This window comes from Arthrobacter sp. ov118 (genome assembly GCF_900116495.1).
Lineage (GTDB): Bacteria > Actinomycetota > Actinomycetes > Actinomycetales > Micrococcaceae > Arthrobacter.
The window spans coordinates 202,512-224,539 of the sequence record NZ_FPAY01000002.1 but is presented as its reverse complement, the minus strand read 5'-3'; the positions used below and the strand labels follow the sequence as shown (position 1 = coordinate 224,539).

The window sequence follows — 22,028 nt, the reverse complement described above, 5'->3', positions numbered from 1 at the left end:
CAAACTCATTCAGTGCTGGCTGGTTGGGTTATCTCGAACGCTGGATCGTGCTGTGCCGGGTCAGCCGCGCCGCTTCCGGTGCTGGTGGCCCCAGCGTCTGTGCCCGCGCCATCGCCGCTGCCGGCCTGGGGATGCGTGTGGTACAGGCCGTATTTCGCGATGTACTGGACCACCCCGTCCGGAACGAGATACCAGACTGGGTTGCCTTCGGCCACCCTAGTGCGGCAGTCCGTGGAGGAAATGGCCATGGCGGGAACCTCGAGCAGGCTGACGTCCTTGCGGCCCATGCCGTCCAGAACGTGCCCGGGCCGGGTGACACCTACGAAATGCGCCAGCGACCAGAGCTCATCGATGTCTTTCCAGGACAGGATCTGGGCCAAGGCGTCCGCACCGGTGATGAAGAAGAGATCGGCGTCGGGACGCAGGGTCCGGAGGTCGCGCAGGGTGTCGATGGTGTAGGTCGGGCCCGGCCGGTCCACGTCCACCCGGCTCACGGTGAAGCTCGGATTCGAGGCCGTCGCGATAACTGTCATCAGGTAACGGTGTTCGGCCTCGCTGACCTGCTTATGGGTCTTCTGCCAAGGCTGGCCGGTGGGAACAAACACGACTTCGTCGAGCTCGAACTTAGCCGCGACCTCGCTGGCCGCGACAAGGTGTCCGTGATGGATCGGATCAAACGTGCCGCCCATCACACCCAGACGCAGGCGGCGCTCGGCGCCGCGCTGCCTCATGGTGGCGGAAATATTAGTGACCTTGGCCGTGATCGTGCTTGTTGGGGTGCTGACGGTGCGGATCAGCGTGCTCGTCGACCACGGCGTGGCGCCTGCCCAGGTTGGAGTAGGACAGCGTGATCAACAGCAGGACAACGAGGACCAGGAACATGGCACCACCGATGACAAACGGCGGTGCGATGAGCGGCGCGAGTTCCTCGCTGCCTGATTCGCCAGCGGCGGCGACGAAAGTGGCGATCTGCTGCGAAAGCATGTTCTCCCCTAGTAAGTTCTAAATTTGACGACGGCGGAGGTGTCCGCCGTTCCGGTCTTCCGTTCCATGTTACAGCGTTGTTAGGCCCGGATCTGGCCCTCGCCTTGCACGATCCACTTCGTGGTGGTCAGCTCCGTCAATCCCATCGGGCCGCGGGCATGCAGTTTTTGGGTTGAAATCCCCACTTCCGCCCCGAGGCCCAGCTCGCCGCCGTCGGTGAATCGCGTGGAGGCGTTCACAATGACGGCCGCCGAATCAATTTCGGCGATAAAGCGTTCGGCGTTGGCGAGGTCGTTGGTCAGGATGGCTTCGGTGTGGCCCGTGGACCACTTGCGGATGTGCTTGACGGCCTCGTCCAGGCTGTCCACCATGGCGACGGCCAAGTCCAGGTCCATGTATTCGGTAGCCCAGTCCTCATCCGTGGCGGGCACTGACTCGATCGACGCCGGCAGCGCGGCCCGGACCCGGCCGTCCGCGTGCAAGGTCACCCCCGCGGCACGCAGGGCGGCGGCCACAGCGGGCAGGACGGTGGACTCGGAGTGCACCAGGAGCGTTTCCACAGTGTTGCAGACGCTGGGCCGCTGGGTCTTGGCGTTGAGGAGGATGTCCACGGCCATTTCCTCGCTGGCGGAAGCATCCAAAAAGATGTGGACGTTGCCCTCGCCGGTCTCTATGACGGGAACGGAGGAGTTGGTCACCACGGTTTGGATGAGGTCGCGGCCACCGCGGGGAATGAGGACGTCCACGCGGCCGCGCGCCCGCATGAGCACGTTGGCACCGTCGCGGCCGTACTGGTCCACGGTCTGGACGGCGTCTGCGGGAAGGCCCACCGATTCCAGCGCCTCGCGGAGGATCGTGACAAGCGCGGCGTTGGTGGCGGCGGCGGCGGACCCGCCGCGCAGGATCACGGCGTTGCCGCTCTTGAGTGCCAGGCCGGCGATATCCACCGTGACATTGGGGCGCGCCTCGTAGATTGCGGCCACCACCCCCATGGGCACGTTGATCTGCCGCAGGCGCAGCCCGTTGGGGAGCGTCTGGCCGCGGACCACGTTTCCGACCGGATCCGGCAGGGTGGCGAGGTTTTCCAGGGCAGCGGCGAGGGCAGCGATCCGCGCATCGCTCAGGGTCAGGCGGTCCAGCAGTGCGGCGCCGGTGCCGTTGGCCCGTTCGGCCGCGACGTCCTTGGCGTTGGCGGCCAGGATGTGGCTCTTGTGATCGAGCAGCGCCTTGCCGATGGCGCGCAAGCCGCGGTCCTTCCAGGCCCGGTTCGCGTGGGCCATCTTGCGGGCAGCGTTCCGCGACCGGTCAGCAATGGCGTGCACGGCGGCCTCGACGTCTGTTTCCGCAGGCACCCCTGCAACTGCCGGGTTCTGCAGCACAGGCGCAGCGTTTTCGGCAGACGCCGAGTTTTCGGAGGGCACGGCGGGAGAAGTCAGGGCCTCAGTCATGCTTTCAGTTTAGGCGAGCGGGCGACCTAGACCAGCACCAGATCGTCAACATGAACAACTTCGCGGTCATATCCGCGGCCCAGTTCCTTGCCCAGTTCCCGCGTTGAGCGGCCCAGCATTTGGGGTAGTTCCGCGGCCGAATAGTTCACCAGCCCGCGCGCAATCACGGTGTTGTCGGCGGAGACCATCTCCACGGCGTCGCCTGCCTCGAAGTGGCCTTTCACCGCGGCGATCCCGGCCGGCAGCAGCGAGGTGCGGCGGTCGCGGATAGCCTGCACCGCGCCGTCGTCGAGCACCAGGGTGCCGTGCACCGACGCCAGGTGGGCCAGCCACAGGAGGCGGATCGGTTTGCGTGAGCCGTTGACGGAGAACCACGTGCCCACGTCCTCCCCCGCCAGCGCGGCGGCCGCGTTGGCCGTCGAGGTCACGAGGGCGTGGATCCCCGAACCCGCGGCCATGCTGGCGGCTTCGACCTTGGTGACCATGCCGCCCGTGCCCACGCCGGCCTTGCCGGTGCTCCCGATCGAGACGCCTTCAAGGTCGTGGGGGCCGGATACGTGCGGAATCCGCCTGGCACCATGCGACGGCGGGCCGTCGTACAGCGAGTCGACGTCGGAGAGCAGCACGAGCGCGTCTGCGCGGACCAGGTGCGCCACAAGGGCGGCGAGCCGGTCGTTGTCGCCAAAGCGGATCTCATGCGTGGCCACGGTGTCGTTTTCGTTGACCACCGGGACGACACCGAGGTTCAAGAGGCGGTCCAGTGCGCGGAACGCGTTCGTGTGCTGGCTGCGCCGCACGAGGTCGTCCGCCGTCAGGAGCACCTGGCTGACCGTGACGCCATGCGCCCCGAACGCGTGCGTGTACCGTGCCATCAGCAAGCCTTGGCCCACGCTGGCGGCAGCCTGCTGGGTGGCGAGGTCGCGGGGACGCTTCTCCAGCCCCAGCGGGGCGAGCCCCGCCGCGATGGCACCTGAGGACACCAGGATGATTTCCGCGCCCGCGTTCCGTTTGTGCGCCAGGGCGTCGGCGAGGTCGGTCAGGGCCTCTTCCGAGATCCCGCCCCTGAGGGACGTCAGCGAGGACGAGCCCACCTTGACGACGATCCGGCGGGCCCCTGAGAGCGCCGTGCGGTCCGGCGCAGTCCTGGCCCGCGCCGCGGTGCTACTCGTCATCGGCTGCGCCCAGTCCACTCTCCTTGAGCGGCTGCGGGGCGCGCCGCCGGCTGACCGATTCGGTCCAGATGCCGGCCTTGCGCTCGGCCTCCAGTTCGGCGCGGGCAGCGGCCTTGGCGTCGCGGCGTTCCTGCTGCTCTTCGCGCTTCTGTCCGCGGGTGGGGCGGTCGCCGATTTCGGCGAAGCGCACATCGGTGCCGCGCGGCGAGGCCAGCAGTTCGGCGCCGGCCATCATGGTCGGCTCCCAGTCGAAGACGACGCCGTCGTCCTCGCCGATGACCACGGTGTCGCCCGGCTTGGCACCCTGCTTGAAGAGTTCAGTTTCGACGCCGAGCTTGGCCAGGCGGTCTGCCAGGTAGCCGATCGCTTCCTCGTTGGTGAAGTCGGTCTGCTTGACCCAGCGCACCGGCTTCTCGCCAAGGACGCGGAACAGCGGCTCGAGGTTCTTTTCTTCGCGGCGGATGCTGAAGCCGGATTCATTGACCGCGCGGGGGCGCAGCACGGGCGCCTGCACCTTCGGCGGGGTCGCGGCGACGGCGTCGCGGGCGGCTTTGACGATCTCGGCCATGGCGAAGCCGAGCTGGCGGAGGCCCTCGTGGCTCGTTGCGGAAATTTCGAAGACCTTGTAGCCGCGGGATTCCAGTTCGGGGCGGACGAACTCGGCCATGTCCTTGCCGTCAGGCAGGTCAACCTTGTTCAGGGCCACCAGGCGGGGGCGGTGGTTCAGCGGAACCACTTCACCGTCGGTGCCGGCATAGCTCATGTCCACGGCGTACTTCTCGAGCTCCGCCTCAATGATGGCGAGGTCGGAGAGGGGGTCGCGGTCCGATTCCAGGGTTCCGCAGTCCAGCACGTGCACCAGGGCGGCGCAGCGCTCCACGTGGCGCAGGAAGTTGTGGCCCAGGCCCTTGCCCTCGCTGGCGCCCTCGATCAGGCCGGGGACGTCGGCGATGGTGAAGCGCACGTCACCGGCCTGGACGACGCCCAGGTTCGGAATGAGGGTGGTGAAGGGGTAGTCGGCGATCTTGGGCCGCGCGGCGGACATCGCGGCGATAAGGCTGGATTTGCCGGCGGACGGGAAGCCGACCAGGGCGATGTCCGCGATGGACTTCAGTTCCAGGACGATGTCGCTGGATTCGCCTTCGATGCCGAGCAGCGCGAAGCCGGGGGCCCGGCGCTTCTGCGACGACAGCGCAGCGTTGCCGAGGCCGCCGATGCCGCCAGCGGCGGCAATGTACTCGGCGCCCTCGCCTACGAGGTCGGCGAGGACTTCACCGGACTTGGACTTGACGACGGTGCCCTCGGGCACCGGAAGGATGAGGGTCTCGCCGTTCTTCCCGCCGCGCCAGTCGCCCATGCCGGGGCCGCCGTTGGTGGCGTGCCGGTGGGGTGCGTGGTGGTAGTCCAGAAGGGTGGTGGTCTGCGGGTCGACGCGCAGGATGACGTCGCCGCCGTTGCCGCCGTTGCCGCCGTCGGGACCGCCGAGGGGCTTGAATTTTTCACGGTGCACGGAGACACAGCCATGGCCGCCGGTACCGCCGGATACGTGCAGTACTACCCGGTCTACAAAGCTGGCCACGTGGATCTCCTCAGTGCTGTTCACCGGACCCCGGAAGGGCCCAAGTTGATTGTAATGCGGTTAAAACACCGGTGGAGCGGACCTATTGGCCCGCTCCACCGATTGAAAACTTGCTGTTACTCTGCAGCTGCAGCAGCCACGATGTTCACAACGCGACGGCCACGGCGCGTGCCGAACTCGACGGCGCCGGGGGTGAGAGCGAACAGGGTGTCGTCGCCGCCGCGGCCTACGCCTGCACCCGGGTGGAAGTGGGTGCCGCGCTGGCGGACGATGATCTCGCCTGCGGAAACTACCTGGCCGCCGAAGCGCTTGACGCCGAGGTACTGAGCGTTGGAGTCACGACCGTTGCGGGTGGAACTCGCGCCTTTTTTATGTGCCATTTGAATTGCCTGCCTTTAAATTCTGGGGAATCTGTTGAAAACCTGAACAGTAACGCGAAGTTACTTGATACCGGTGATCTTGACCTTGGTCAGTTCCTGACGGTGACCCTGGCGCTTCTTGTAGCCGGTCTTGTTCTTGAACTTCTGGATGACGATCTTCGGACCACGGAGGTCTTCGAGGATCTCAGCCGTAACCGTTACCTTAGCCAGGTCCGCGGCAGCGGACGTGACCTTTTCGCCGTCAACCAGGAGCAGTGCGGGCAGCTCAATGGTGCTGCCGGCTCCACCGGCGACGCGGTTCAGGGTAACGAAGTCTCCAACGGAAACCTTCTCTTGGCGGCCGCCTGCGCGGACAATCGCGTACACCACTTGGGGAACTCACTTCTCTCGACGTTTATTACTAGATTTGCGTGCGGAACCTGGGGCCAAACTGTTTGGACCGGCTCACGCTGTGCCTCAACGCCGGTGGGTTCCCCGGGGGAACCCATGAGCTATCCCCGGAACATATCCAGTTGGAATTCCAAGCGGACAGCTCTCGGGGTCATAACCCAAGTGTTGGCGTAAGCACCGAAGATCTAGAATACGCTAATTTCGCCTTCGGCCGCAAATGAGGCTGGTTCCGGCGGGTAGTCCGTGATAGGCACCACAACGTGTTTGATGCTGTCTTGATGTTGTAGCGCCGCAACGACTTCCGGAACCGTGCCCCACCATCCTACCGGCTGCGGCGGCCACTGGAGTCAGGCGTACAGCCTCGGCGCGTCGAAGAAGTCCACTTCGTAGCGCGAGGACTGCTGGAAGGCCAGGGCCATGGCCTGCCGCTCGCCGGCGGAGGCCTGCCGGGCCGCCGTGTCCGTGTACGCGATGGCCTGCCGGGTGGCGGCGGCGAAGTCCTCGTCGGCGTAGGTCCGTAGCCACCCGGCGTAGGGGTTCGTCCCGGGGGCGCCGCCGGCTAGGAACTCCCGGTGCAGGGTGGACCCGACTTCGGCGTAGAGCCAGAAGCACGGAAGGACCGCCGCCACGAGCACCGCGTAGCTCCCCGATACCGAGGTGGCCAGCAGGTGATCCACGTACGATTTTGTGACCGGGCCCAGGGCGGGCGCTGCAGGGCGGGTACTGAGCCAGGAACGGTGGAGCTCGGACTCGACCTCGAGGCAGGTCTGTGCCGAGCGGGCCCAGAACAGCTGCTCTGCCTCGGTGGGGGCGATGGCGGCGGCGCGGGCCAGGACCCGGGAGTAGCCGTTAAGGTAGATGGCGTCTTGGGCGAGGTAGTAGGCGAACTCATGTTCGGGCAGGGTGCCGTCGGCGAGTCCGCGGATGAAGTCCAGGGCGTAGATGGCGTCGAGGTCTTCCGTGGCACCCGCGCGCAGGGCCGCGGCGAACTCGCCCTCCGCCGGGGCCTGGCCGGCCAGGGTGTGGCCGCCGTGCGTGGGGCCCTGCAGGTGGTGGAAGTGATGGACCGGGCCGTTGCCGGTGCCGACGTCCAGGGCCGAGGCTTCGCGCAGCGCGCCCAGCAGCCACGGCTTGACCTCCCGCAGCGCCGCTTCCCAGTCCCCGACCCGGGCCTGCACCGTGGCCATGGCCGAGGACAGCGAGCAGCCGGTGCCGTGGCTGTTGCGCGTGTCGATCCGCTCCCCCGGCACCACCACGGTCTCCTGGCCCAGCAGGCCCCCGGTGTTGACCAGCGCGTCCGGGCAGCCGGCCGCGGCGCTTCCGGCATCGTTCCCGGCATCCGCGCCGTCGTCCTGCAGCGGACCGCCAGGCCGGCCGCCCTTGAGGTGTCCGCCCTTAACCAGGACGGTGGTGCCGGCCAGGGCGGCCAGCCGCTTGCCCTGTGCCAGGGCTTCCGCCCAGTCGGCCGCGACCGGCTCCCGGAGCAGAATGGCAAGTTCGGACAGATTCGGCGTGATGAGATCCGCCATTGGTAGGAGGGACGCCATGGCGGCCTCGGCCGATTCCTGCAGGAGCCGGTCGCCGCTGGTGGCGACCATCACCGGGTCCAGGACCACGACGGCGGGACGCACCTTTTGAAGCCAGCTGCGGACGGCGTCGATCACTGCTGCGTCGCCGAGCATGCCGATCTTGACGGCGTCGATGACGATGTCGTCACTGATGGCGTCCAGCTGCGCGGTGAGGAACGCTGCCGGCGGTACGTGGACAGCGCTCACGCCCCGGGTGTTTTGCGCTGTCAGCGCGGTGATGGCGGCCATGCCGTAACCGCCGTTCGCCGCGATGCTCTTCAGGTCGGCCTGGATCCCGGCCCCGCCGGACGGGTCCGACCCGGCGATGGCCAGCACGCGGGGAATACGGGTCGGCGCGGACAGGGCCGGCGCCGCCGGCAGGAAATCACTGGTCACAAGATCACTGTGCAGAAAATCACTGCGCACAAACTCGGACGAATTGGCTGCGGACAAGTCAGACATCCCTTCGCCGGTGCTAACCGGACAGGTTCAACGGGTCTGGATCTCAGCCGGCCCGATGCGCGGCACCCCGTGTCAGTGCTCCAGCCTAGCCGTTGCCCCCGCGCGCCCCTTTAACGGCGGAACGGGACCGGGCCGGAGGGGACGTAGTGTTACGCCCCTCCGGACCCGTTCCCGCTGCCCCACCAGTAGCGGAGGGGAACAGCCAGCCGAAGGAGTCCGTCAGCAGGCATTTAGCCTTTGGAGGACTAAAGCTCCGATGCCGGCACCCCAACGCCGAGGATGATCGGCTCGTTGCCGGCCGGAACAGCGGCAGGCGCGGCCGGGGCTTTAGCCTCGTGAACCGACCCGGCCGCCGCCGGGGCGGTGGGCTCGCGATGCTCCACGGAGGTCTCGTTGGCTGCCCCCTGGGCGCGGCTGGCGCTCCGGTTGCGGCGCCCACGGCGGCCACGGGACGTCGCAGCGTCGGCCGCCGGGGAACCAGGAACCTCAGCACGGACCGCTGCGGGTGATCCGGCAGCACCGGATGCCGGCGTCTGCGGCGCGGCGGCTGCCTGTCCCTGCGCCTGTCCCTGCGCCAGACCCTGACTCTCACCCTGAGCGCGGGTGGCATCCGGGGTGCGGACATCGTCCTGCGCGCGGGCCTCGGTCTCGCCCAGGTTGGCGAACGCTTCGGCCAGCAGATCCAGGGTCAGTGCCGGTGCCGGCGCGTCCTCCTCGGCGTGCTCGACGAACGGAATGGCCACCTGCTCGCCGCCAAAGGTCAGGACAGCCGCGGGACGGCCGGCTGCTTCCTCGGTGGCCGCGAGCTGGGCGACAGCTTCGACGGCGTCGGCTGCGGCCTGGCGGACCCCGGCGTCGCTGGCAGTGGCAGCCTCGCCGTCGTGCAGATGGGCGGCGTGCGCCGCGGCAGCGATGTTCGCCAGTGCGGCACGGGTGGCTTCAGCCTTGGCGTGGCGCTCGGCCTCGCTCGGCTCGGGATGGACGGCGGCCGGTGCCGAGGGCACGGACTCCGGGCCCTGGCCTCCCCTGCCGCGGCGGCGGCTCTTGCGTTCGGTCCGGGCAGCCGGCTGTGCCTCAGTGCGCGGCACGTAGTGCTCGGCCGCGACGGTGTTGGCACGACGGTGCTCGACGGGTTCGTCGTGGGTGACAATTCCGCGGCCCGCACAGGCTTCACACTGCTCGCCGAAGACTTCCAGCAGTCCGGTGCCCATCCGCTTGCGGGTCATCTGGACCAGGCCCAGCGAGGTCACCTCGGCCACCTGGTGCTTGGTGCGGTCCCGGCCCAGGCACTCCACCATGCGGCGCAGCACGAGGTCACGGTTGGATTCGAGCACCATGTCGATGAAGTCGATCACGATGATGCCGCCGATATCGCGCAGGCGAAGCTGCCGGACGACTTCCTCGGCCGCTTCGAGGTTGTTCTTGGTGACGGTTTCCTCGAGGTTGCCGCCGGAGCCGGTGAACTTGCCCGTATTGACGTCCACCACTGTCATGGCTTCGGTGCGGTCGATCACGAGGGAACCACCGGAGGGCAGGAAAACCTTCCGGTCCAGGGCCTTGTGGATCTGCTCGTCGATGCGCCAGGCAGCGAAGATGTCCGTGTCCTTGGTCCACTTCTCGAGCCGGCCCACGAGGTCCGGTGCCACGTAGGTGACGTAGGCCTCGATGGTGTCCCAGGCTTCCTCTCCGGAAACTATCAGCTTGGAGAAGTCCTCGTTGAAGACGTCGCGGACCACCTTGATGGTCAGGTCCGGTTCGCCATAGAGCAGCTCCGGGGCGAGGATCTTTGTGGATGTCGACTGGCTCTCGATGCCTTCCCACTGTGCGCGCAGGCGGTTGATGTCGTGAGTCAGTTCCTCCTCGGACGCGCCTTCGGCGGCGGTGCGGACAATGACGCCTGCGTCTTCGGGCAGGCGGTCCTTGAGGATCCGCTTAAGGCGGTTGCGTTCGACGTCGGGCAGCTTGCGGGAGATGCCGGTCATGGAACCGCCGGGCACGTACACGAGGTAGCGTCCGGGCAGCGAGATCTGGCTGGTGAGGCGGGCGCCCTTGTGGCCGACCGGGTCCTTCGTGACCTGGACCAGCACGGAGTCGCCGGATTTGAGCGCGTTCTCGATCCGGCGCTGCTTGCCTTCGAGGTTGACCGCGTCCCAGTTCACTTCGCCGGCGTAGAGGACGGCGTTGCGGCCGCGTCCGATGTCAACGAAGGCGGCCTCCATGGAGGGCAGCACGTTCTGGACCTTGCCCAGGTAGACATTGCCGATCAGAGAGTCCTGCTGGGTCTTTGAAACGAAGTGCTCGGCCAGGACGCCGTCTTCAAGGACGCCGATCTGGATTCTGTCGTCGCGCTGGCGGACGATCATCTGCCGGTCGACGGATTCGCGGCGGGCCAGGAACTCTGCTTCGGTGATGACGGTGCGGCGGCGGCCGGTGTCGCGGGACTCGCGGCGGCGCTGCTTCTTGGCTTCGAGGCGGGTGGAACCCTTGACGGAGGTGACGCGGTTGTTGACCGGGGCTTCGCTGATCGCCCGGGGCGCGCGTACACGGGTGACCGTGTTGGGCGGGTCATCGTCTCCCCCGCCGGTCAGTTCCAGGTCCTGGTCGCCACGGCGGCGGCGGCGACGGCGGCGCGAGGTCACTCCGTCTTCGAGCACCTCTTCCGGAGCTTCGTCGCCCTCTTCGTCGGCGCCTTCCACGTCCGTGTCCGACTCGGCACCCGTGCGGCTGCGCCCACGCCGACCGCGGCTGCGGCGGCGACGGCGGCTACCGGCGTCCTCGTCTTCCTCACCCTCTTCGACATCCGGTTCCGTCGGTGCTGCGGCGGGTGCCGAACGCACCACCGTACTGAGGTCGGGGGCCTGGAAGATGACGGAGGTGAGGGCACCGGGTTCCAGGAAGAGCGACGCGGCCCGGTTTTCCGGCTTGGTTTCGGGTTCTCCGGCCTGCGCCTGTGCGGGCTGGGCGGCGTCCGGCGTTGCGGTCTGTGCAGCAACTGACGCGTCTCCGGCGGCGGCGGTTTCTTCAGTGGCTGCCACTTCTTCGGCGGGCACTTCTTCGACGGCTGCCGCTTCGACTGCCGCAACTTCGGCGGGGATTGCCGCTACCGCGGGAACCTCGTCCGCTTTCGGGGCCGCCTTGGCCCGGCTGGCCCGGCGACGGACCGGCTTCTCGGCGACGGGCGGCTCGGCGGCCGGCTCAGCGGCCGCTGCCGGAGCTTCTGCAGCATCGGCGGCCGCTACTCCTTCTGCGGCCGCGGCCGCTATTTCGTCTTCGGCGAAGGCAGGCGAGGGCTCCGGTGCCGCAATGGACTTGCGGGCACGGGTACGGCGTGCGGGTGCCTTGGCCTTGGCTTCGGGGACCGCGGCGTCTCCGGCTGCCTGGCTTTCGGTGACGGGCTCATCGGAGCCGTCCGCTTCGGCGAGGGCAGCGGCTTCCGCCACGGCCTCTGCTGCCGCGGCGGCGGATACCTTTGGAACGGGCGTCTTGCGACGGGTCCGAACGGCCCTCTTCGGCGCTACCGGAGCCTCTGCTTCTGCAGCTTCTGCTGCGCCTTCGGTAACAACTAGCTCTTCGTTGCCGGCTACAACCTGATCATTATCCATATGTGGCGACACTCCTGCCCCCGATTCGCCGCCACATCCGGCGCCCGATGGGGCAAATATGCGTCAACACCCGCAGGCATTGACAGAAGTCAATTGGATACCCTCAGGTTCGCACCGGCAGTGGGGTGCGGCAGCCCTGGAGGGCCGGCGAGATTGTCTTGAACCCGTTGACCTCTACGCCACAGCCAGGTGCCGTCCAATGGCGGCGGGACAGCTGGAACCAGAGGATCCGCAGCTCCCTGCTCATCATTGGCGGTCTTGAAACAAAATCGCCGGACCGGAATCCGGATGTGGATCGGGTTCCAGCCACGATCATTGTCTCACAGGAGCCGTCAAAGCTGGCGTAGGCAAGGCTGGAGATGCCGCGGCAGATACCGGCGGGGAGGCCATCGGGGAGGCCGGGGGCCGATCCTCGGCTGCCGTTCAGTCTGCGGCGTTACAATCGGGCCAGAAGCACACGACCCAAAAAGGACTCATATTCCATGCCTAGCATCTCCAGCACTGCCGGCGACGCGACTGTGCGCCGGCCGGGTTCCGGTCCGGCTCCCGCGGACCAGTCCCTCCCCCTGATGACCCGCGAACGCCCGTTCGCCTGGCTCCTGCTGATCACCGGCATCATCGGTTGGCTCGCGTCCGGAACTCTTGTCCTGGAAAAGCTGGAGGTCCTGAAGGACCCGAACCATGTCACGGTCTGTGACGTGAACCCATGGATCTCCTGCGGGCAGGTCATGCAGACACCGCAAAGCTCCGTGTTCGGCTTCCCGAACATGTTCATCGGCATTGTCGCGTTCGCGGTGATCATCACCACGGCCATGGGCATCCTGGCCGGCGGCAAGTTTGCCCGGTGGTACTGGCTGGGCCTTCAGGCGGGCGTGACGCTGGGCTTCGTGTTCGTCGTCTGGCTTTGGTCCCAGGCCCTGTACGCCATCCATATCCTGTGCCCGTTCTGCATGGTGGTCTGGGCCGTTATGATCCCGATGTTTGTGTGGGTAACCGTCCGCAACATCTCCCACGGCGTGATCCCGCTTCCCGCCGGACCCGCCAAAGTCATCGGCGACGCCGGTTGGATCATTACGGCCCTGCTGTACGTGGCCGTCATCGCCACGATCTTCTTCGCCTTCATCCAGGTCTTCGTCGGGACGTCCGGCTACTAAAGCGCTCCCAAACGCCGCCGGGTGACAGTTAAGGCCAATGTTCGAGTTGAACATTGGCCTTAACTGTCACCTCGGTGAGGAAAGTGTCAGGGACTTCCTAGAACCAGATCTTGATCTCGCGCTCGGCGGACTCCACTGAATCCGAGCCGTGGACCAGGTTCTGCTGCACGGCCAGGCCCCAGTCGCGGCCGAAGTCACCGCGGATGGTGCCGGGGGCCGCCGTCGTCGGGTCCGTGGTGCCGGCGAGGGTGCGGAAGCCCTCGATCACGCGGTGTCCCTCGAAGATCGCGGCGACAACGGGGCCGCTGAGCATGAATTCAACCAGCGGCTCGTAAAACGGCTTGCCGACGTGCTCCTCGTAATGCTGCTCCAGCAGCTCACGGCTGGCATCGACTTTCTTGAGCTCGGCCAGGGTGTAGCCCTTGGCTTCGATCCGGCTGAGGATGGCGCCGGACAGGTTGCGGGCGACGCCGTCGGGCTTGATCAGGACGAGGGTGCGCTCAATGCTCACAGCTGCTCCAATGTGTGGGGGTGGGGTTCGGGTCAAGTCTACGGGTTTGGGCTACGCGTTCCGGGCGCCGGTGCCGGGGGTTTGGTCCGGCCCGCTGCCGGCGGGGTGGGCCGCTTCCCATTCCGCCTGCTCGCGCTCCCGCTGGGCCGCTTCGCGGTCCAGGCGGATGCCGGTGCGGATGCCGTACCACCAGGCCACGGCGAAGAGGGCGCCGACGACGTACATGGCCGGTTCCAGGATGCCGCTCAGGATCAGGACCAGCTGCAGGATCCAGCCCAGGGCCACGCCCCACGGTTTCGAGAGGACTGCGCACGTGAATATGAACACGAGGCATAGCCCGATTCCGACCGAGAAGATGAGGGCCGCAGGATACTCGTTCCGGTGCAGCCCGAAGACGACCAGCGTGCCGAAGAGCACCACAAACGCTTCTAGCAGCAGGACCGTGGAGGCGAACATGATCTTTGTGGAACGACGCTTTTTGGGCATGCCCGGGCGCCATTCGCGCTGGGCTTTGGTGAGTTTGGCCATCGCTTACGCGTCCGCCTTTCCGAGCAGGATCCGGGCATCGGCGACGAGCGTGATGGAACCGGTCACCAGGACCCCGCCGGCGAGTTCGTCATCGGCTTCCGCGCGTTCGACGGCCCATTCGATCGCGTCATCGAGCCTCTCGGTGACATGGATATTGTCCTCGCCAAACCCGAGGTCCACCGCGAGCTCGGCAAGGTCCTCCGCCGGCACGGCCCGGGGCGAGTTGGACTGCGTGAAGCAGTACTCGGTGGCGAGGCCGCCCAGGGATTCCTGGAGCTGGCGGAGGATCTCCTCGGCGTCCTTTTCCCGCAGCACGCCGACCACCACCACGAGTTTGGTGAAGTTGAAGGCCTCGTGGATGGCCTCGGCGGACACCCGGATGCCTGCCGGGTTGTGGGCGGCGTCCACGAGGATCGTTGGCGAGGTGCGGACCACCTCGAGACGGCCCGGCGAAGTGACGGAGGCGAACGCCTCCTGCAGGATCTCGGCGTCGATCGCCCTTTCCCCGCCGAAGAACGCTTCCAGCGCGGCAATCGCGACGGCGGCGTTCTCGGCCTGGTGTGCGCCGTGCAGCGGCACCAGCAGGTCCTCGTAGCGGCCGGCGATGCCCCGGATGGTGACCATCTGCCCGCCCACGGCGACGGTGCGGGATTCCACGCCGAACTCCACTCCCTCGAAGCGGAACGGCACGTTGACTTCATTGGCCTTCTCCAACAGGACTTGGGCTGCGTCGACCGGCTGCGCGGCGCTGATGAGGAAGCCGCCGGGCTTGATGATGCCGGCCTTCTCGTAGGCGATGTCGCCGGTGGTGTCGCCCAGCAGTTCCGTGTGGTCCAGGGAGATCGGGGTGACCACGGACACCTGGCCGTCACCGACGTTTGTGGCGTCGGTGATGCCGCCCAGGCCCACTTCGATGACGGCGACGTTGACGGGCTGGTCCGCGAAGACCGCGAAGCCCAGGATGGTCAGGCACTCGAAGTAGGTCAGCCGGGGCTGGCCAGCTTCTTCGAGTTCGCCGTCCACGATCTGCAGGTAGGGCCGGATCTCGTCCCAGATCCGGACGAAGGTCTCATCCGGCACCGGGGCGCCGTCGATGCTGATCCGTTCGGTGACCTTGGACAGGTGCGGGCTCGTGTACCGGCCGGTGCTCAGGCCGTGGGCCCGCAGCCCGGCCTCGATCATCCGGGCCGTGGAGGTCTTGCCGTTGGTGCCGGTGACGTGAATGATCGGGAACGCCTTGTTCGGCTCCCCCAGGATTTCCATGGCACGGTGCAGCGGGGCGAGCCGCGGCTCCATCTTGTTTTCCGGTGCCCGGCCCAGAAGTTCGGCGTAGACGCTTTCTACGGAGAATTCGTCAGTCATGGCTTAGGCCCCTGCTTTCTTGGCAACACTGACCTGCGGTTCCCTGACGTCTGCCGCAAGGGTTTCCAGCTCGATGGTCAGGGTTTCGGTCTTGACCAGCTCCGCGTTGGCCAGCAGGGCTTCGACGACGTCCGGTTTGGCCGTCACGGAGGTGCTGATCCGGTCGCTGACGTTGAGTCCGGCGTCCTTGCGGGCCTGCTGGATGGCGCGGACCATGTCGCGCGCCATCCCCTCGGCCTCCAGCTCCGGGGTGACTTCGGTGTTGAGCACCACGAACCCGCCGCCGGGCAGCACGGCGGCCGCACGCGGTCCCGCGCCTTCGGCACTTTCGGCCGCAACGGTTTCCAGCGTGTATTCCTGCGGTTCGAGCTCGAGGCCGCCGGCGGTGACCACGCCCTCTTCGCTGACCGACCAGTCGCCGGACTTGGAGCCCTTGATGGCCTGCTGGACGTTCTTGCCCAGGCGGGGGCCGGCGGCCCGGGCGTTCACCACGAGCTTCTGCTCGATGCCGAACTCCTCCGGGGAGGCGCTCTCGGCGTCGAGCAGGCGGACCGAGCGCAGGTTCAGTTCATCGGCGACGACGGCGGCAAAGCCTTCCAGCGCGCCCGCCCCGGGTGCCACGACGGTAAGTTCCTGCAGCGGCAGGCGCACCCGGAGGTTCGCGGCCTTGCGCAGCGAGGATCCGGTGGAGCAGATCTGCTGGACCCGGTCCATCGCCTCGACCAGGTCCGGGTTGGCCGGGAACAGCCCGGCGTCCGGCCAGTCGGCCAGGTGCACGGAGCGGCCGCCGGTGAGGCCGCGCCAGATCTCCTCGGACACCAGGGGCAGCAGCGAGGCCGCGACACGGCAGACGGTTTCCAGCGCCGTGTAGAGGGCGTCGAAGGCGTCGACGTTCTCGTCGAAGAAGCGCTGGCGGCTGCGCCGGACATACCAGTTGGTCAGCATGTCCAGGTAGCCGCGCAGTTCGTCGCAGGCACCGGAGATGTCGTAGCTGTCCAGCTGGGCGGTCATGTTCCGGACGAGGTCCCCGGTGTTGGCCATCAGGTACTGGTCCAAGGTGTCGGCGTAGCCGTCGTAGCGCAGCTTCGCGTCGTACCCGTTCCCGCCAGCCGCTGCGTTCGTGTACAGCGTGAAGAAGCTGTACACGTTCCATAGCGGCAGGATGACCTGGCGGACGCCGTCGCGGATGCCCTGCTCGGTGACAACGAGGTTGCCGCCGCGCAGGATCGGGCTGGACATCAGGAACCAGCGCATGGCGTCGGAGCCGTCGCGGTCCAGGACCTCGGAGACGTCCGGGTAGTTGCGCAGGCTCTTGGACATCTTTTGCCCGTCGGAGCCCAGCACGATGCCGTGGCTGATGACGTTGCGGAAGGCCGGCCGGTCGAACAGCGCGGTGGAGAGGATGTGCAGCATGTAGAACCAGCCGCGGGTCTGGCCGATGTACTCGACGATGAAGTCAGCCGGGTTGTGCGTGTCGAACCATTGCTCGTTCTGGAACGGGTAGTGGACCTGGCCGTAAGGCATGGAGCCGGAGTCGAACCAGACGTCCAGGACGTCCTCGACGCGGCGCATGACGGACTGTCCTTCTTCCGGGGTGCGGGGGTCGTCCGGGTTCGGGCGGGTGAGCTCGTCGATGAACGGCCGGTGCAGGTCCACCTGGCCGTCATTGTTCAGCGGCAGGCGGCCGAAGTCTGCCTCGATCTCGGCCAGCGAGCCGTAGACATCGGTGCGCGGGTAGTCCGGATCCGTCGACTGCCAGACCGGGATGGGGCTGCCCCAGTAGCGGTTGCGGCTGATGGACCAGTCGCGGGCGTTGGCCAGCCACTTGCCGAACTGGCCGTCCTTGACGTTGCCGGGGATCCAGTTGATTTCCTGGTTGAGCTCGGACATGCGGTCTTTGAACTTGGTGACCTCGACGTACCAGGAGGACACGGCGCGGTAGATCAGCGGGTTGCGGCAGCGCCAGCAGTGCGGGTAGCTGTGCTCGTAGCTGGCCTGGCGGACCAGCCTGCCCTGGCCGCGGAGCACCTGGGTGATGGTCTTGTTGGCCTCGAAGACCTGTACGCCGGCGATTCCGGCCAGCGGCCCATGGCTGAACAGCGCCAGGAACTTTGCCCCCTCGTCGACGGAAAGGACCACCGGAATGCCGGCCTCTTCACAGACTTTCTGGTCGTCTTCACCGTAGGCAGGGGCCTGGTGGACGATGCCGGTGCCGTCAGTCGTGGTGACATAGTCGGCCACGAGGAAGCGCCAGGCGTTCTCGGTGCCGTACTTTTCGGTGTCGTGGAAGTAGTCCCAAAGCGGCTCGTAGGCCAGCCCCGCGAGTTCTGCCCCGGTGTGGCGGGAGGTGACGGCGGCCTCGGCGGCGGCGGCGCCCTCGGCGCCGTCGCCGTAGCCGAGGTCCTTGGCGTAGGTCCCCAGGAGGTCGGCGGCGAGCAGGAAGCTCCCGGCGACGGGGGCATCGGCCGCGGCAGCCTTGATGCCGTGCGGTCCGGCCGGCAGGACGGCGTAGCTGATGGAAGGCCCGACGGCGAGAGCCAGGTTGGTGGGCAGCGTCCACGGCGTCGTGGTCCAGGCGAGCGCCTGCACCCCGGCGAGCTGCCTGGACAGCTCCGACTCCCCTGCCGTGATGGGGAACGTGACAGTGACGGTCTGGTCCTGGCGGTTCTTGTAGACGTCGTCGTCCATGCGCAGCTCATGGTTGGACAGCGGCGTCTCGTCCTTCCAGCAGTACGGCAGCACGCGGTAGCCGTTGTAGGTCAGGCCCTTTTCGTGCAGCTGCTTGAAGGCCCACAGCACGGACTCCATGTACTCGACATTCAGTGTCTTGTAGTCGTTCTCGAAGTCCACCCAGCGCGCCTGGCGGGTGACGTAGCTCTTCCACTCGTCGGCGTACTTCATGACCGAGGCACGGCAGGCGTCGTTGAACTTGTCGATGCCCATGGCCTCGATCTGGGTCTTGTCCGTCATGCCCAGTTGTTTCATGGCTTCCAGCTCGGCGGGCAGGCCATGGGTGTCCCAGCCGAACCGGCGCTCCACCCGGCGTCCGCGCTGGGTCTGGTAGCGGCCCACAAGGTCTTTGGCGTAGCCGGTCAGGAGGTGGCCGTAGTGCGGCAGGCCGTTGGCGAACGGCGGGCCGTCATAGAAGACGAATTCGTTGCTGCCGTCTTGACCAGCATCGCGCTGGTCGATGCTGGCCTGGAAGGTGCCGTCCTGGTCCCAGTACTTGAGGATGCGCTCTTCGATCTCCGGGAACTTCACGGAGGCCGGCACGCCTGCGGCGTTGGAAGCTGCGTTGGAAGCAGAGGTGGTGGAGCCGGCGCCTGCGGCGGAGGCCTTGGGGTAATAAGTCATCTCGACATCCTGGGTTGAGCTAGTGAACACGTGTATTCATTCAGGATGCGAGGACGGCCCCTGCACTGTCTTTGATAACAACTGTCTTTTGACAACAACTGTCTTTCGACAACACCGGCACCGCGGTACCACCTCACTTACCGCCACCGGTCCGCACCTTTCGAGAAAGGGGCTGCACCGGCGTCGGCCGCTCATTACTGCTGTGACGGGCTTACCCGTCCGGTTCTACTGGCCGCGGCACGCGCAGTTGCGCTGCCTAAGCGTTCTTCCGGAAGCTCACCGGTGATGGCCGGGTCAAAGCTGCTACCACGATGTTACCGGACTTTACGGACGGGGGTTCGTAAAGCCCGGTAACCTGCGGAACACCCCGCCGGCTGTGCCGGAGGTCAGCGTCGGGGGTCAGTGTCCGGGCTGCAGCTGGAAGCTCTGCGGCAGCTTCATGCCGGACTCGGCCATGACGTCGCGGAGCTCGTTCGGGTAGTCGGTGATCAGGCCGTCCACGCCCATGCCGATGAGCGCGCGCACGGTGGGCTTGTCATCGACGGTCCACGGGATGACCTGCATCCGGGCCGCGTGCGCCCGGCGCACCATGTCCGCCGTGACGTACGGGACGTAGTTTGCGTCCGTCACGGTGCCGTTCTGCGGGGTGCCGTGGACCGGGGAGATGGCTTTGAAGCCGAGGGAGGCTGCGGCCGCGACAAGGTCGCCGCCGAAATCGTCGGCGTCGATTCCGCCGAGCCAGGGCGACTTTCCGGGCTGGCCGACCTGCAGGAAGTCCTTATTGGTCAGGGCCACGGTGGGGATCTGCGGCTGGCGCTCCTGGACCAGGCGCAGCGAGCCCCAGTCGAAACTCTCAATCGAGACCCGGCTCTGCACGTGCGCTGCGTTGATCTCGCGCAGCGCGACATCCACGAACTGCTCCCGCGGGGCGGTTTCCTGCGGGGCGCCGGCTTCCACCTTGGTTTCGATACTGAACTTCACCTGGCTGGCGCGGTAGGAGTCGGCGAGCGCGAAGACCTCGGCCAGCGTGGGCATCGTGGCGCCCGGCGACGCCTGCTGTCCGGGGAACTGCGGCTGGGTGAGCGAACCGCAGTCCAGAGTGCGGACCTGGGCGAACGTCAGGTCCTTGATGTACTTGCCGACGTACGGAAACTGGGGGTCATTCGGAGTGACAGGAGCGGTGTCGAGACACTTCGTGCCGCTGATCTTGCGGTCATGGGTGATGACTTCGCGGCCGTCCTTGGTGATCTGGAGGTCAAGCTCGAGAGTTGATACGCCGGTCTCGATCCCCTTGGCAAAGGACGCCAACGTGGACTCGACGGTGAGGCCGATGCCGCCGCGGTGGGCTTGGAGGTCGAAATGATTGCGGTTGGCCCCGCCATTGGCGCTGGCGTTGGTGTCCGCCGCCTGGGCTTGGGTAGAGGTGGTGAGCAGCAGGGCTGCGCTGAGTACGGCAGCGCCCAGCTTCATCGGGGTTCGCATGGGGAAGGTCTCCACTCTGGTGGTGTGCAGTTGCACCAGCCACCGTGCCCCGCCACGGCCAATACCGGGCTACCGTGGCCTGACCGCCGGGCCACGCAGAGGTGAACGTCAGGCGGCGGCGACCGAAACTCCGCCGCCGGCCACGGTCACTTCACGGTCTTCCCGGCTTAGACTCTGGAGCATGGCAGGACCAACCATCGGCCGCGCTGCGCGGTCGCCGCGCCCTCGGCGCCCTTCCCGGGTGTGGTTCGTCGCGACCGTGCTGGCCGCGACACCGGTGGCCGCGGTGTCCGTCTTTCGGGCCGTTCAGGTCGCGTGGCCAAGGCCTGTGGTGCAACTGCTGTCCTTCACCCCCTGGCTGGTGCTACCCGCTGCCGTCGGGCTGGCGTGTGCGGCGTTGAGCCGGCGCGCCTGGCTGCTCGCCACAACGGCGTCGCTGCTCGCCCTGCAGCTGTTCTGGCTCTTCCCGCTGGGCCACGCCCGCCCGACCCAGGCCGCCGACACCCGACGCGTGGAGCTGAAGGTGATGAACATCAATGCACAGCTTGGCCGGGCGGATGCGGCCGAAATCGTCCGGCTGGTGCGGGACAACGGCATCGGGCTCCTTGCCGTTGAGGAATACACCCCCGCTCTGGAGGACCGGCTGGCGGCCGAGGGGCTCGCCAGCCTCCTGCCGAACCGGATCAGCCGCCCGGACGGCCGCGCCTCCGGCGCCGCGGTCTACTCCCTGCACCCCCTCAGGCTCACCGGTGCCGTGCCGGATTCGCAGTTCCTGATGCCGATGGTCCGGCTGGACCTTCATTCGGCGGGGGATTCTGCGGGCGATTCCGCTGGCCAAACCTCCCTCGAGGTGACAATCGTGCATGCGAAACCGCCGGTGGATGCCGGAGTTGTGCAGTGGCGGCAGGATCTTGCAGCGCTCGGCAAGGTGGCGGCACGCCCCGGGAACGTGGTCCTGATCGGTGACTTCAACGCCACCTACGATCACGCGGAGTTCCGCCAGCTCCTGGCCGGAGCCGGCGGAAGGCCGACGGTGGACGTTGGCGTTGCTGCCGGATCGCGGCTGATCCCCACTTGGCCGATGGACGGACTGCCCCTGCCCGGAATCGTGATCGACCACATCCTCACGAACCCGGAGATCAGTGGCGGCGCTTACTCGGTCCATCCGGTGCCGGGAACCGATCACGCGGCCATTCTGGCGACCCTCAGCATTCCGGTGGAGGGTTAGCGGCCGGGGACAACGAGAGGATCCGGCTAGCCTTCGCGGATCACCTTGAAGTTGGAGGCCTGGGCCACCGGGCGAATCACGATCTCATCCAAGTTGACGTGGTGCGGGGCTGCGACGGCGTAGCGGACCACGTCTGCGACGTCCTCGGCGGTGAGCGGCTTCGCGACCCCGGCATAGACCTTGGCGGCTGCGTCCTGGTCGCCGAGGCGGTTCAGCGCGAACTCTTCGGTAAAGACCATGCCGGGGGCCACCTCGATCACCCGCACGTTGTGCTCGGCCTCTTCGAGCCTCAACGCGCCCGTCAGGCCGTGCTGGGCGAACTTGGCCGCGTTGTACCCGCCGCCGCCTTCATACGCCGCGAGCCCGGCGGTCGAGGTCAGGTTCAGCACCGTGCCCTCGCCGCAGGCCCGCAGCATGGGCAGGAACGCGCGGATCAGCTTCATGCTGCCCAGCACGTTGACCTGGTACATCCACTCCCAGTCCTCGGTCTTGGCCTCGGCAACCTTGTCCGCACCGCGGGCCCCGCCCGCGATGTTGATCAGTGTGTCGATGCCGCCTGCCCGGGTCACTTCGTCGAGCAGCCGTGCCACGTCGGCGTCGTCGGCCACATCGGCGGGGAGGGCAACGGCACCGGTTTCGGCGGCAAGCGCCTCGAGCCGCTCGGCCCGGCGGGCGACGGCGAACACCGTCCAGCCTTCCTTCCGGAGCGCCCGCACGGTGGCTTCGCCGATTCCGGTGCTGGCGCCGGTGACTACCGCTGCCTTGGCTGCTGTTGGGTTGTTCTCGATTTCCTCAGTCATGGCACCACAGTAACGGCAACGCCG

The 22,028-nt window shown here is 67.1% G+C and carries 17 protein-coding genes and 1 riboswitch; of the genes, 2 read left to right on the top strand and 15 right to left on the bottom strand.

Features of this window, described 5'->3' with window-relative positions:
• Positions 1-5: 5 nt before the first annotated feature.
• From nadD to BM372_RS06405, 9 genes are all read right to left on the bottom strand, one after another.
• Positions 6-689, bottom strand: coding sequence for a nicotinate-nucleotide adenylyltransferase (nadD, locus tag BM372_RS06445; protein WP_371261713.1), 684 nt, complete (start codon positions 687-689; stop codon positions 6-8).
• 55 nt (positions 690-744) lie between these two features.
• Entirely contained in the window at positions 745-984 is a 240-nt protein-coding gene (locus tag BM372_RS06440; protein ID WP_090953339.1) for a hypothetical protein, read from the bottom strand.
• A gap of 80 nt (positions 985-1,064) precedes the next feature.
• A complete protein-coding gene (locus tag BM372_RS06435) occupies positions 1,065-2,432 on the bottom strand; it encodes a glutamate-5-semialdehyde dehydrogenase (protein WP_090953337.1) in 1,368 nt (455 codons plus the stop codon).
• A gap of 26 nt (positions 2,433-2,458) precedes the next feature.
• Complete coding sequence (gene proB, locus BM372_RS06430) at positions 2,459-3,604, bottom strand: glutamate 5-kinase (RefSeq protein WP_090953755.1); 1,146 nt, start codon at positions 3,602-3,604, stop codon at positions 2,459-2,461.
• Entirely contained in the window at positions 3,594-5,183 is a 1,590-nt protein-coding gene (gene obgE, locus BM372_RS06425) for a GTPase ObgE (RefSeq protein ID WP_090953335.1), read from the bottom strand. Before obgE ends, proB begins: the two co-directional genes overlap by 11 nt.
• 116 nt (positions 5,184-5,299) lie before the next feature.
• Positions 5,300-5,563, bottom strand: a complete 264-nt coding sequence (gene rpmA, locus BM372_RS06420; protein WP_009372867.1) for a 50S ribosomal protein L27 — start codon at positions 5,561-5,563, stop codon at positions 5,300-5,302.
• A gap of 60 nt (positions 5,564-5,623) precedes the next feature.
• Positions 5,624-5,932, bottom strand: coding sequence for a 50S ribosomal protein L21 (rplU, locus tag BM372_RS06415; RefSeq protein WP_090953333.1), 309 nt, complete (start codon positions 5,930-5,932; stop codon positions 5,624-5,626).
• Between the two features lie 368 nt (positions 5,933-6,300).
• Positions 6,301-7,917: a bifunctional hydroxymethylpyrimidine kinase/phosphomethylpyrimidine kinase gene (locus tag BM372_RS06410; RefSeq protein WP_143111440.1), complete on the bottom strand. Its 1,617-nt coding sequence runs from the start codon at positions 7,915-7,917 to the stop codon at positions 6,301-6,303.
• 48 nt (positions 7,918-7,965) lie between these two features.
• Positions 7,966-8,063: riboswitch (TPP riboswitch) on the bottom strand.
• Between the two features lie 165 nt (positions 8,064-8,228).
• Complete coding sequence (locus BM372_RS06405) at positions 8,229-11,585, bottom strand: Rne/Rng family ribonuclease (RefSeq protein WP_090953330.1); 3,357 nt, start codon at positions 11,583-11,585, stop codon at positions 8,229-8,231.
• A gap of 482 nt (positions 11,586-12,067) precedes the next feature.
• On the opposite strand from BM372_RS06405, the gene BM372_RS06400 reads away from it, so the two are divergent.
• Positions 12,068-12,739 (top strand): vitamin K epoxide reductase family protein, encoded by a 672-nt coding sequence (locus tag BM372_RS06400; protein WP_090953328.1) that lies wholly within the window; start codon positions 12,068-12,070, stop codon positions 12,737-12,739.
• A 97-nt stretch (positions 12,740-12,836) separates the two neighbouring features.
• On the opposite strand, the gene ndk is transcribed toward BM372_RS06400, so the two are convergent.
• The 5 genes from ndk to BM372_RS06375 all read right to left on the bottom strand — a co-directional run bounded on the left by ndk (position 12,837) and on the right by BM372_RS06375 (position 19,976).
• Positions 12,837-13,250 carry a nucleoside-diphosphate kinase gene (gene ndk, locus BM372_RS06395; protein ID WP_090953326.1) on the bottom strand — a complete coding sequence of 138 codons (414 nt, stop codon included), beginning with the start codon at positions 13,248-13,250 and terminating at the stop codon, positions 12,837-12,839.
• A 51-nt stretch (positions 13,251-13,301) separates the two neighbouring features.
• Positions 13,302-13,778 carry a DUF4233 domain-containing protein gene (locus BM372_RS06390; RefSeq protein WP_090953324.1) on the bottom strand — a complete coding sequence of 159 codons (477 nt, stop codon included), beginning with the start codon at positions 13,776-13,778 and terminating at the stop codon, positions 13,302-13,304.
• 3 nt (positions 13,779-13,781) lie between these two features.
• Positions 13,782-15,140, bottom strand: coding sequence for a bifunctional folylpolyglutamate synthase/dihydrofolate synthase (locus BM372_RS06385; RefSeq protein ID WP_090953322.1), 1,359 nt, complete (start codon positions 15,138-15,140; stop codon positions 13,782-13,784).
• 3 nt (positions 15,141-15,143) lie between these two features.
• A complete protein-coding gene (ileS, locus tag BM372_RS06380; protein ID WP_090953320.1) occupies positions 15,144-18,494 on the bottom strand; it encodes an isoleucine--tRNA ligase in 3,351 nt (1,116 codons plus the stop codon).
• A 399-nt stretch (positions 18,495-18,893) separates the two neighbouring features.
• The gene (locus BM372_RS06375; RefSeq protein WP_090953317.1) at positions 18,894-19,976 is read right to left on the bottom strand and encodes a glycerophosphodiester phosphodiesterase family protein; all 1,083 of its coding nucleotides are present in this window, start codon (positions 19,974-19,976) and stop codon (positions 18,894-18,896) included.
• 181 nt (positions 19,977-20,157) lie between these two features.
• On the opposite strand from BM372_RS06375, the gene BM372_RS06370 reads away from it, so the two are divergent.
• Positions 20,158-21,204 carry an endonuclease/exonuclease/phosphatase family protein gene (locus BM372_RS06370; protein ID WP_090953315.1) on the top strand — a complete coding sequence of 349 codons (1,047 nt, stop codon included), beginning with the start codon at positions 20,158-20,160 and terminating at the stop codon, positions 21,202-21,204.
• Between the two features lie 26 nt (positions 21,205-21,230).
• Here the strand turns inward: BM372_RS06370 and BM372_RS06365 are convergent, their stop codons facing one another.
• A complete protein-coding gene (locus BM372_RS06365) occupies positions 21,231-22,004 on the bottom strand; it encodes an SDR family oxidoreductase (protein ID WP_090953313.1) in 774 nt (257 codons plus the stop codon).
• Positions 22,005-22,028 lie beyond the last annotated feature (24 nt).